The following is a 10,880-nucleotide window of genomic DNA, read 5'->3' on the forward strand; positions in this document are numbered from 1 at the left end:
CCATTTTAAGAAACGCGGAATCAACGTTCACCTTGAGGTTTTTTTAGTAAAACTCGACAAGAACAGACTCTATTTTAAAGACGGTAAGACCATGCCCTATGATATGTGCTTACTGGTGCCACCCTATCGCGGAATCCCGGCAATGGAAAATTCTAGTCTAATCGATGAACGTGGGTTTGTTCCAGTGCACATGAAAAATATGCTTGCGAAGGAATCGGAGCACGGAAATATCTACGCGGTTGGAGACTGCGTTGGTAACCCCGGCCCAAAACAGGGACATTTGGCATTTATGCAGGCTACCGTCGCGGCAGAACATATTGCCTGGAGGGTTAATCAAAAAGGCCTCGTGAGAATGTACCTGCCTGAATTTCGCTGTGTTATGGACCAGGGAGGCGGCATAGGGCTATATACTTATTCGCAATACATGTCGGAAGGGGATGGGTTGAAAATTGAGCTTGGAGAAGAACCATATAAGTCGAAAATTCGATTCGAAGAGATTTTTATGGAGAAAAAGGGTGACATTGGAGAACTCCATCATCAAATGATGAAATAAGAACTTATTGAAAGAGGTATTGCCCCCCACTCTTTAGCCCACCTCCAAAGTCAAAAAAAGACCCTGATACTGCTCGAATTCTTTGACCTGCCCCCAATAATCGGTCCACCAGTTATGTTACACATTAAGCGTATATAATTCACTGAAAAATTGACTCAATTCTTATTAACATATAATGGCTGAATTTTCCAAAGTAAAAACATTAAGGCCTTGTAAAAATATTGTTTTAAAAACTTACTGATTAGTACGCCCGGCGTGACTCGAACACGCAACCTACGGCTTAGAAGGACGTTGCTCTATCCGATTGAGCTACGGGCGCATTGAATATCCATCGGAATTTATCGAAACCAACTGCATCAGTCAAGCCTAAACGGTGAAGCTTGTTCCTTATCGGCGTAATTCCTATTTTCAGGCGTCATAGGTGACAAAATTATGTTTAAAAAGCTACCCTGGTATATCATAACAGAGCATATCGCGCCGTTCTTCCTCAGTCTGTTCGTTATTATCTTCATTTTCATGATGAACTTTATGATAAAGGCTGTCGATAAGATTTTGGGCAAAGGGATCGAGCTGATTGTGATATTGGAGTACATCGGGCTGAACTTAGCGTGGATACTGGCGCTTGCCGTTCCGATGGCGATGCTTATCGCCTCGCTGATGGCTTACGGCAGACTGTCTGCGGATAACGAGATCACCTCACTAAAAGCCGCGGGTGTGAGTTTTACCAGGATGATCGTCCCGGGGCTTCTGCTTTCCGGTGTCGTTGCAGCTTCGATGATCTATTTCAACAATAACGTCCTTCCTGATTTCAACCATCGAGCGCGTATGCTCGGTTCAGATATCTACCGCAAACGACCCGATCTCAACATACAGGAGGGATATTTCACTAACTCCATCCCCGGTTACAGCCTCCTCGTCAAGCGGAAGAACGGTGAACTGTTAGAGGAAGTGACCATTTATAACGATGATAACTCGAAAGTTCAAACAACAATAACCGCTTCACGGGGCAAAATCTCCGTGAGGGGATCGCGTGTAGTGCTCGACTTGGAAGACGGTGAGATTCACGAACTCAATGTCGCCAACCCGGAAGAGTACAGAAGAATCGAGTTCGAGTATCACCGGTTTACGATTCCGATAAAAAATATGGAGCTGGAACGGAGTACGTCCCGGAGGCGGGGCGACAGAGAGATGTCCGCCGACATGATGCGCGCAAAAGTCCGCGACTTGGAATCGAAAATCAGTTCAGCCCGTAAGAAGATACAGAAGCATTCGGATAAAAGTCTCGAAAAGATCTTCAAGTCTGATGATAACTCTGCATCCAAAGCTGAGCAAACAGAACCTCAAATAAGCTTATTGACCGACGACAGGGGTAAATCGATAGAAAAATCTATCAGAAAGATCAAAAGGACGATCCAGCTTATCGCAAGCGAGATAAATCTAATCAATAATTACAAAAGGCAGCAGAACAGATTTCTCGTCGAGATTCAGAAGAAATACTCTATCCCGTTTGCCTGTGTGGTTTTTATGCTCGTCGGAGCGCCGCTCGGGATACTGGCAAAAAGGGGCGGATTCGCCGTCGGTATGAGTATCAGCCTGAGCTTTTTTATAATGTATTGGGTGTTTTTGATAGCGGGAGAAGACCTTGCGGACAGGGGCATAATATCACCGTCGTGGGCGATGTGGTCTCCCAACATCCTTGTAGGCATGTTGGGAATCTATCTATCAACGAGGTCGGTCAAACAGGCGAGCGCCTGGGACGCCGACAGGATATATGAAAAATTCAGGCTCATATTCAGGCGGAACGACTCGGAGTGATAATCGAATTCCGGGGGGTTAAACCCGACATACACGAAAGCGTTTTCATCGCCGAAGGCGCTGCTGTGATAGGCGATGTAAAGATCGGCGCTCTGAGTTCCATCTGGTATTCCGCTGTCGTCAGGGGTGATATGCACTACATCAGGATCGGAGAGAGGTCAAACGTTCAAGACGGCGCCATACTGCACGTAGTCAGCGGAAAATTTCCCCTCGAAATCGGGGATGACGTAACTATCGGGCACGCCGCCGTTGTTCACGGTTGCAGTGTCCATGACAGAGTTCTCATCGGCATGAACGCCACGGTTCTCGACGGAGCAACGGTGGGAGAAGGTTCGATCGTAGCCGCCGGAGCAGTAGTGTTAGAAGGGGTGGAAGTTCCGGAGAACACCCTGGTTGCGGGCATCCCGGCCCGTGAAATAAGAAAAACAACTCCTGCGGATTACAAAAGGATAATGAGCGGTTCAGAAGAGTACGTTCAATATTCCGAGCTCTTCAAAAAGGAATCAAGAATCCTTTGACACCTTATGAACTGATCTCCCGGAAGCAGGAAGGGTCCGAGCTTACTTCAGAAGAAATCAGCTTCCTTATATCCGGTTTCAGTGACGGACAAATTCCAGATTATCAGATGGCGGCATTCCTGATGGCTGTCTATTTCCGGGGGATGACCGACAGGGAGACAGATTCCCTCGTGAAGTCGATGGTCGGCTCGGGCGAAATTATCGATACGTCTGAAATCCCGGGAATTAAAGTGGACAAACATTCTACGGGAGGAGTCGGCGACAAGGTATCTCTTGTGCTTGCCCCCCTCGTTGCCGCCGCCGGAGTGCCGATACCGATGATTTCGGGAAGAGGGCTCGGTCATTCGGGCGGAACGCTCGACAAGCTGGAGTCGATACCCGGATTCAACGTGAACCTTTCAACCGAAGCATTTTTGCAGCAGGTATCAAATATCGGCGTCGCCATCATAAGTCAGTCAGAAAAAATTGTGCCCGCCGACAGAAAGATGTACGCTCTCCGGGACGTAACCGCAACAGTCCGTTCGATCCCGCTCATGGCGGGCAGCATAATGTCAAAAAAAATCGCCGAGGGGATAAACGGGCTGGTTCTCGACGTCAAGACAGGTCGAGGCGCCTTCCTTAACGATATCGAAGAATGCCGTCTTCTCGCGAACACTTTAGTTTCAATCGGCGAAAAGTCAGGCATCAAGACGAAAGCATTGTTAACGGACATGTCACAGCCGTTAGGGAAAACTATCGGGAATTGGCTCGAGGTCAAGGAATCTATCGAGTGCCTGAAAGGGAATGGTCCCGATGATCTTGAAGAACTAACGCTCACTCTCGGGGCGCATATGCTGATTCTCGGCGGTCTGTCCGACTCACTTGATGAAGCTCATTCGACTCTCGAGTCGCTGATTCAAAACGGCGCCGGATTAAACAAGTTCATCGAGCTGGTTGAAGCCCAGGGAGGAGATACATCGGTGATCACCGAACCGGAAAAATATCCCCCCGCGGAGTATTCCGGGAAGGTTACTGCGGAAAGTTCCGGCTATGTTGATTCTATCGACTCATACGCTCTCGGCATCGCATCAGTCTCTCTTGGAGCCGGCAGAATTCGAATCGAAGACGATTTAGACCATAAAGCCGGAATCATACTAAACGTCAAGATCGGAGACAGCGTGAAGCAGGGTGACGTTCTCGCAGAAGTTTTTTCCGGCTCGAATGAAAAATTGAGTTCCCAGCTTAGCCGTATCAAAGAATCTATAAGCGTTAGCGAAGCCGAGCCTCTTATACCCGAGCTTATAATAGAGGTGATCTGAATATCCGGGGTGCTGCCGAACTAAAAATCTACCTTACCTTTCTGATTTGATATAATACCGGTATGAATAGGACAGAGTCCTTGCGGGACGTACTTTTTGTTATATATTTCGGTAGTGATGGGACAATATTGTGTCGGATTTTTCTTCGTCACACTGCATATTTCGAGTTCAACTATCTTTTCCGGCCTCTCAAACGGAACGTCGGGCCATTTCAAGGTGTCATAAACAGCTTTCATGAAATTTGCCCAGATCGGCATCGCCGCCACGGAACCAGCCTGTCCCTCACCGAGAGTTACCTGCGGGTCGTCCATACCTACCCAGACACCGGCAGCTATCAACGGCGTAAAACCTACGAACCACGCATCGGTGAAATTGTTCGTCGTACCTGTTTTTCCGCCGGCGTCTATGTAAAAATGATGTCTTGTTCGAGAATAAATTCCTGTGCCCTGTTTTATTACCGACTCAAGCAGATTCGTCATCAAATATGCCGTCTCCTCGCTCAATACCTCTTTTCGCTCGGGAATATTCTCCATGATGACGTTACCATATCTATCCACTATTTTTGTTATAAAGACCGGAGAAACCCATACTCCTCTGTTTGCGTAAGTAGCAAATGCCGACACGACCTCCAACATAATGAGTTCGCTCGTCCCAAGCGCAATTGCCTGCACCGGTCTTATGTTAGTTGTAAATCCCATCGATTTGGCGTAATCCCTCACTATACTCGGCGTAACAAATTCCTGAACCAAACGAACGGAAATAAGGTTCAAAGACCTTTGAAGCGCCTGCCTGAGATCGACCAATCCTCCTGTGGAACCGTCGTAATTGTGCGGACGCCATCTTGTTGAATCATCCATGAAGAGTACGACCGGCTGGTTCAATAACATGTCCGAGGGGAGATAGCCGTTGTCGAGCGCAGCTGTCCACACAAACGGTTTGAATACCGACCCGGGTTGACGTTTCGCCTGAGTTGCCCGGTTAAATTTATCGAGATCGAAATCCCGTCCGCCTACCATCGCGAGAATATGACCGGTATCAGGATCCTTCGCAATAAGCGACGTCTGAACTATCAACTGACGCCTTAGCGCCGGCTCCAAAGGTATCTCACCGCGCAGCATTGAATCGACACTCGCAATGGAGTACCGGGACGTATCGATTATTGCCGCTATCTCGTCAGGGTTTTCGATAAGTCGTTTATTTACCACTCCCTGCTGCCCGAGAGCCCAATCGGGAATCAGTGAGTCCGCCTCGGTCCGTATCCCTTCAATATGATTGAATACGGCTTCTTCCGCCGCTGCCTGAATCCGTGTATCGAGCGAAGTGTAAACGGTCAACCCGTCTCTCAAAACGTCAATTCCTAATTCATCGGACATTTTATTCAGCTGCTGCCGCACATATTCGGTGAAGTAGCGAGCATAGCCGTTTACGTTCAGCCTCCTCTGAACCACGAGCGGTTTGGCTCGTGTCAGGACATATTCGCTGCTCGATAATTTTCCGTGCTTGTTCATCAATTTTAATACTAAATTGCGCCGGGAAAGCGCTTTTTGAGGATTGAATATGGGCGAGTAACCGCCGGGGGATTTCGGGAGAGCAGCCAACATCGCTGATTCTTCAAGCGTCAGATTCTGTACTTTTTTATCAAACAATCTTCGAGCCGCCGCCTGAACGCCGTAAGCGCCGTGACCGAGGTATATAGTATTAAGGTACATCTCGAGGATCTCTTCTTTCGTGTACGTACGCTCGATTTGAACAGCGGTGATCATCTCCTTTATCTTCCGCGTAAACCTCTTTTCCATGTTGAGATAAAGTACTCTCGCCAATTGCTGGGTTAACGTGCTTGCGCCCTGTTTTTTCGACAACGTCAGTATGTCCACCGCCACCGCCCGCAGCATATCGCGCGGGCTGATTCCCCAATGATTCCGAAACCTGATATCTTCAGTCGCTATAAATGCGTTCACGGTGTGTTCGGGTATCTCACTAATAGGTATCAATACTCTTCGCTCGGCAAAAAATTCATGAATGAGCACCGAGTCAGCGGAATAAACGCGTGTGACGAGATTCGGATCGAAATTCTCCAACTGCTGAAGCGAGGGTAAATCGGCTGACATCCAATCGTAAAGGAGGAGTCCGAAGACTATGACGGTCAAACTTAATATGAGAGATATTAGAAATTTCCTTCGCTGAGAGTCAGGAATTTTCCTCTTATTAAGTTTTCTGACTTTAACCGCTACCTGTGGTCTTCTACCCTTAGCCATAGCCTTATATTATACCTTTCTGGCAGTGTAAACGCAAGAGCGCTTGAGTCTCGAAAACACTTCTCACCTGAAACTTTCACTGCTAAGTTAAATTTACTCTGCCAGCCTCCTTGCCTTTTTTTGCGAAATCCATATATTATGATTCTAACTATAAGGGCGGAGAGATTGACAAGAGAAGAAACGCTTAGCCTTATGCACGAGTACGTGGAAAACGAAAATCTCCGGAAGCACATGTATTCAGTGGAAGCTGCCATGAGAGCTTACGCCGGGATTTACGGAGAAGACCAGGACCTCTGGGGTCTTACCGGGTTGATTCACGATTTCGATTACGAGAAATACCCTTCAGATCAGGATCATTCGGTGGTGGGAGCAAAAATACTTGAAGAACACGGCGCACCTGACGAAATAGTCCATGCGATACGCTCCCACGTACCCGGAAGCGCCACTCCGAGAGATACTCTGATGGATAAAGCGCTTTTCGCGGTAGATGAGCTATGCGGATTTATAGTAGCAGTCGCCCTCGTTCGTCCGAGTAAAAAGATAGAGGAAGTCAAAATAAAATCGATAAAGAAAAAGCTGAAGCAGTCGGGATTTGCACGCCAGGTAAGCCGTGAACATATCGAACAGGGGATCGAAGAACTCGGGGTTGACAGGGACGAGCATATGCAAACTGTCCTCGATGCGATGAAATCTATCGCTGACAAGCTTGGACTTTAACTGAATCACTTCTCCGCTCATATTGAATCAGACCTCTGCGCGTCTTAACTATAATCCTATTTCTTGACCGATCAGGAAAATATAACTGTTGCCGCTGCCGTAATTAGGGTGGACGGTAAGTATCTCATCACGAAACGGAAGGAAGGAACGCACCTCGCCGGATATTGGGAATTTCCGGGAGGGAAGGTGGAAAAGGGCGAGACCACGAAGGATGCGCTCACAAGAGAGATTCTCGAAGAAGTCGGGTTAGAGATCCAGGTAAACCGGCTGTTACATGAATCATTCCCGGAATATCCTGAAATAGCAGTGCACATGAAATTTTATGCTTGTGATATCTTGTCAGGAGAAGCGACCGCCATCGAATCCGCTGAAATTGCCTGGATCAAGCCCGATGAATTTAAACTTTATGAGTTCCCGCCGGCTGATGAGGGTATAATTGAAATGCTTTCGGAATCCGGTAATTAGTCCGTTACGTTTCCTCCGACAGATCAGCGTATCGTCCGTTAAATGTCCCGATGCCTCTTATAAATATTTCATACAAACTAATTACGGCTGAATTAAGGTCCATCTCTCCATTGTTCAGCAGATATTGAACACCGAGACCATCAAGCGCGGTATGGTAATATTCGGAAACCATATCAACGTCTGTGGGTCTGATTAATCCTTCCTCGATCCCGATGTTGACATATCTTGATATCAGCGCTATAATCTCTTCATGATATTCATTCAAGCTCCTGCTGAACTCGCCGTCTGCACCTCTTCTGATGCACTCAGCCCGGAATTGGGCGAGAAACCTCATTTTCATACTTTCTTCGATATAAATATCCGCATTCGTCTTTGCTATTCTCTTTAGAGAATCCAGCGGCTTCAACCCTTCATCCAAAACTTCCCACTGTTTGGACAATATCAACTCCTTGACATAAGAGAAAACATTCAGAAAGAGTTCTTTTTTACTGCTGAAATATTCATAAACCGTTCCTTTGCCGATGCCGGCAGACTCGGCTATGTCGATTATTTTTGCTTTGGGATATCCATCGCGGGCAAAAACTTTCAATCCCGCTTGAATAATACGGTCATGTTTGGCTTTTTTATTTACCCGCCCGGACACGGAATATTAATCCTTAATTCGTTTCTTCTCTGGAAAAGGTAATTATCCCTTACTGATCTTATTTAAAATATTCGGCGGTGAAGTAGACCATGACAGCGGAAAAAACAAAAAAGGCGCCCGTCACTCTGGGATATTTCATCAGAAGCCTATCGCTAAGCATTTCTTTGCTCGTCCAGGTATTTATCGATTCGAAAAACCTGGTAGACATGAAAAACATAATTCCTACCAGCGTCAATAATATACCGATGGAGTAAAATGGGATTACCAGTACTTCCGTGTGCAACTCATTATAACCGGAAGCTTTATACATGAAGAAGACACCGAAAAGGAGAGATATTACTCCCGACATAAACCGGTGTTCCAAGACCTTCTTCTCCGTAAGTATAACAATATTGCCCGATCTGTTAAGCCAATTTGCCGCCTTAGGGGATACAACCATCACTACTCCGATTACTGAAAGCAATATCGATACAGATATTAACAATATAAACATATCACTTCTCCTTGGTAAAGCAGTGGAAGATGTTTAAACAGGTCATTAACTCTCCGAGTTCTAAAAACGAATCGCCTTTCAGACGCTTACGTAAGATATTTATCGAAGTTCTGAATTACCACTAATTTTTGGTTAAGAAGACCTGATGAATTCAGGGTGAGAGCACGGGATTTTTCTGTACCGCTTTAAGGAAGAGTCGTACTTAAAAATTAACGACTATATCCACCCAGGGAAAACCAATAAATTCCATGTCGATTGTCCTTATAATAGCAAAATCAGCGGCGCCACAATACGTTATATTTCTGTGATATGCCCCTATATTAGCATTATATTTTTAATATATTTGACATTATTACCCATTTTATTATTTATAATAGGCGAATATCTATTTTGAAGCTGATTACCCTAATAATGTGATGTTTTCCTTATAATCATGCCTTGATATGGGTGAATATGCTATAAATTACGCAATTATATACTTGACAAACCCAAATAAATATGTTATATTTAGGTAATTGATAACAGGAGATATGATGAAATCTGGATTAAATGCACCGCAATTTCAGAATGAGAAGAAAGCAAGAGAATATATGGAACAACTTCGTTGGCCAGATGGGTCTATTTGCCCTCATTGCGGAAACATGGAGAACAACTATAAATTGACCGGTAAAAGCACAAGACCCGGAGTGCATAAATGTAAGGAATGCCGTAAACAATTTACGGTCACAGTTGGGACATTATTCGAGCGGAGTAAAATAAGTTTGCATATTTGGCTACAAGCTGTTTATCTTCTTTGTGCCTCTAAGAAGGGCATAAGTTCCCACCAATTACATAGAATGCTTGGAGTTACGTATAAGACAGCATGGTTTATGAGCCATAGAATACGAGAAGCAATGAATGATCCTATATTTGTTAATAAACTTGGTGGTAAGGATAAGGTTGTCGAAGTTGACGAAACATTTTGGGGTAATAAAGGGAAAAAATGGGCTGGTTTTCGTGGTTGGGGACATAAAGAGAAGATATTTTCTCTGGTCGAACGTGGTGGAAATGTAAGGTCTTTTCATGTTCCTAAGGTCACAGCCAATACCCTTAGACCAATTATGAGGGAACAAATAGAAAAAGATACTCATATAATGACTGACGATTTTAAGAGTTATATAGGACTAAATAAAGAATTCGCTAAGCATGACGTTGTTAAACATAGTAAAAAGGAATATGTGCGTGGAGCAATATATACAAATACTGTAGAGAATTATTTCAGTATTCTAAAGCGTGGCTTAACAGGTATTTACCAGCATGTAAGCGCACAACATCTAAGACGATATATTGGAGAATTCGATTTCAGGTATAATACACGAGATATTACCGATATAGAGAGAGCAATAATAGCAATAAGGGGAATACAGGGTAAAAGGCTTTTATACCGGGACTCACAAGAGGCAAGGGCTTAATTATGAATAATATCATTACATTGGAACTTGAGGGGGATAGAATAACAGCCGACAAGTTTAAAAAGGCTGTGATAGCTTTCTATGGCCTTGTGGATGAAGTTAGCTCTGCGGTTACTGGTAAGAAAAAATCCGTAGATTGGATTGTGAGTGTAAAACAAGGCAGCATCATACTTCAATCTGAGGCTGAACCAAAAAAGGAAGTCGAAAAGATTGTAGCATCTTTAGGTAATGGACTTGAAAGCTTAGAAGAATCTCAGGAACAACCTGAATATTTTAATGATCGAGCTCTTAATCACGCAAGAGTATTATCTTCTGTATCTGACCCGAAGGACAGTGAGTTTAGCAGAGTGAAAATAACAACCAATGGGACACCACGTGATGTTACCTTACATTCTGCAGCTAATATTGATAGCATACAGGGCTATAAAACAAAGGGATTAGGTGCCGTTGAGGGAAAACTTTGGACTATATCCGGTTATGGGGGCTTAAAGATTGTAGTTTACGAAGCTATAACAAATAGCGCCGCGTATTATCGTGATCAGATAGCTAAAGAACATCACCCAGACGCGAAGCGCATTGTAGAGAATTCAATGAAGCCTAAAACGCTATCAGGGGTTTCTCAAGCTTCCTCATTAAGCGAAGCTTCAAGGTATGAGCACATGTCGGATGCTG

The 10,880-nt window shown here is 45.0% G+C and carries 11 protein-coding genes and 1 tRNA gene; 8 read left to right on the plus strand and 4 right to left on the minus strand.

The genetic code is table 11. The annotated features are described in order from the left end of the window. Window positions 1-553: FAD-dependent oxidoreductase (locus IID12_07805; protein ID MCH8288992.1), on the plus strand; the 553-nt coding region annotated here is incomplete at its 5' end. Window positions 554-798: 245 nt separating this feature from the next. Here IID12_07805 and IID12_07810 read toward each other — a convergent pair. Then, a tRNA-Arg gene (locus IID12_07810) sits at window positions 799-872 on the minus strand. A gap of 113 nt (window positions 873-985) precedes the next feature. On the opposite strand from IID12_07810, the gene IID12_07815 reads away from it, so the two are divergent. From IID12_07815 to IID12_07825, 3 genes are read left to right on the plus strand one after another with little or no spacing between them, the layout of a single operon-like run. After that, window positions 986-2,368 carry an LptF/LptG family permease gene (locus IID12_07815; protein ID MCH8288993.1) on the plus strand — a complete coding sequence of 461 codons (1,383 nt, stop codon included), beginning with the start codon at window positions 986-988 and terminating at the stop codon, window positions 2,366-2,368. Window positions 2,369-2,370: 2 nt separating this feature from the next. Continuing rightward, window positions 2,371-2,886, plus strand: a complete 516-nt coding sequence (locus IID12_07820; GenBank protein MCH8288994.1) for a gamma carbonic anhydrase family protein — start codon at window positions 2,371-2,373, stop codon at window positions 2,884-2,886. Then, window positions 2,883-4,184 (plus strand): thymidine phosphorylase, encoded by a 1,302-nt coding sequence (locus tag IID12_07825; GenBank protein MCH8288995.1) that lies wholly within the window; start codon window positions 2,883-2,885, stop codon window positions 4,182-4,184. The genes IID12_07820 and IID12_07825 overlap by 4 nt, the downstream gene beginning before the upstream one ends. A gap of 20 nt (window positions 4,185-4,204) precedes the next feature. Here IID12_07825 and IID12_07830 read toward each other — a convergent pair whose 3' ends face one another. Then, window positions 4,205-6,439, minus strand: a complete 2,235-nt coding sequence (locus IID12_07830; protein MCH8288996.1) for a PBP1A family penicillin-binding protein — start codon at window positions 6,437-6,439, stop codon at window positions 4,205-4,207. A gap of 138 nt (window positions 6,440-6,577) precedes the next feature. Here IID12_07830 and IID12_07835 point away from each other — a divergent pair, with 138 nt between their 5' ends. Continuing rightward, window positions 6,578-7,156, plus strand: coding sequence for an HDIG domain-containing protein (locus IID12_07835; protein MCH8288997.1), 579 nt, complete (start codon window positions 6,578-6,580; stop codon window positions 7,154-7,156). A 63-nt stretch (window positions 7,157-7,219) separates the two neighbouring features. Beyond that, entirely contained in the window at window positions 7,220-7,621 is a 402-nt protein-coding gene (mutT, locus tag IID12_07840) for an 8-oxo-dGTP diphosphatase MutT (protein ID MCH8288998.1), read from the plus strand. 4 nt (window positions 7,622-7,625) lie between these two features. Here mutT and IID12_07845 read toward each other — a convergent pair whose 3' ends face one another. Both IID12_07845 and IID12_07850 read right to left on the minus strand, forming a co-directional pair. Then, the gene (locus IID12_07845) at window positions 7,626-8,264 is read right to left on the minus strand and encodes a TetR/AcrR family transcriptional regulator (protein MCH8288999.1); all 639 of its coding nucleotides are present in this window, start codon (window positions 8,262-8,264) and stop codon (window positions 7,626-7,628) included. Window positions 8,265-8,322: 58 nt separating this feature from the next. Further along, window positions 8,323-8,757, minus strand: a complete 435-nt coding sequence (locus tag IID12_07850) for a hypothetical protein (protein ID MCH8289000.1) — start codon at window positions 8,755-8,757, stop codon at window positions 8,323-8,325. A 533-nt stretch (window positions 8,758-9,290) separates the two neighbouring features. On the opposite strand from IID12_07850, the gene IID12_07855 reads away from it, so the two are divergent. Both IID12_07855 and IID12_07860 read left to right on the plus strand, forming a co-directional pair. Continuing rightward, window positions 9,291-10,208 (plus strand): IS1595 family transposase, encoded by a 918-nt coding sequence (locus IID12_07855; protein MCH8289001.1) that lies wholly within the window; start codon window positions 9,291-9,293, stop codon window positions 10,206-10,208. 2 nt (window positions 10,209-10,210) lie between these two features. Next, window positions 10,211-10,880 (plus strand): hypothetical protein (locus IID12_07860; GenBank protein ID MCH8289002.1); only part of this gene is annotated, 670 nt, incomplete at its 3' end.

Source organism: Candidatus Neomarinimicrobiota bacterium (genome assembly GCA_022567655.1).
Classification (GTDB): Bacteria; Fidelibacterota; SORT01; order SORT01; family SORT01; genus JADFGO01.

Coding starts and splice junctions, on each gene's coding strand:
- IID12_07815 (MCH8288993.1), top strand. CDS start 986: ATGTTTAAAAAGCTACCCTGGTATATCATAACAGAGCATATCGCGCCG.
- IID12_07830 (MCH8288996.1), bottom strand. CDS start 6,439: ATGGCTAAGGGTAGAAGACCACAGGTAGCGGTTAAAGTCAGAAAACTT.
- IID12_07835 (MCH8288997.1), top strand. CDS start 6,578: ATGATTCTAACTATAAGGGCGGAGAGATTGACAAGAGAAGAAACGCTT.
- IID12_07850 (MCH8289000.1), bottom strand. CDS start 8,757: ATGTTTATATTGTTAATATCTGTATCGATATTGCTTTCAGTAATCGGA.
- IID12_07855 (MCH8289001.1), top strand. CDS start 9,291: ATGAAATCTGGATTAAATGCACCGCAATTTCAGAATGAGAAGAAAGCA.